The sequence below is a fragment of the Arthrobacter cavernae genome, from assembly GCF_017368795.1.
GTDB lineage: Bacteria > Actinomycetota > Actinomycetes > Actinomycetales > Micrococcaceae > Arthrobacter > Arthrobacter cavernae.
Genome location: NZ_JAFNLL010000097.1, coordinates 1 through 204, shown reverse-complemented (window position 1 = coordinate 204; position 204 = coordinate 1). Strand labels below are relative to the sequence as shown.

Below are 204 nucleotides of genomic sequence, written 5' to 3'. Positions count from 1 at the left end.
GCACCTCCGGGGCCCACGGCATCCTGTCCGGAACACAGATCGTGGCCCCGGTTTCCGTTCCGGTAACCCTGGGCGCCACCTCGCTGGCCGTGCTGGGCGACTCAACGGCCATCAACAAGGCCCCCGCCCATGCCCCGGCCTACGCCCCGGCATGGACAGCAACCACCTCCGGGGCCCACGGCATCCTGTCCGGAACACAGATCG

1 pseudogene is annotated in these 204 nt (G+C 70.1%); it reads left to right on the top strand.

The features are described from left to right. A pseudogene (locus J1902_RS18940) lies at positions 1–204 on the top strand (DUF320 domain-containing protein); the annotation flags it as partial.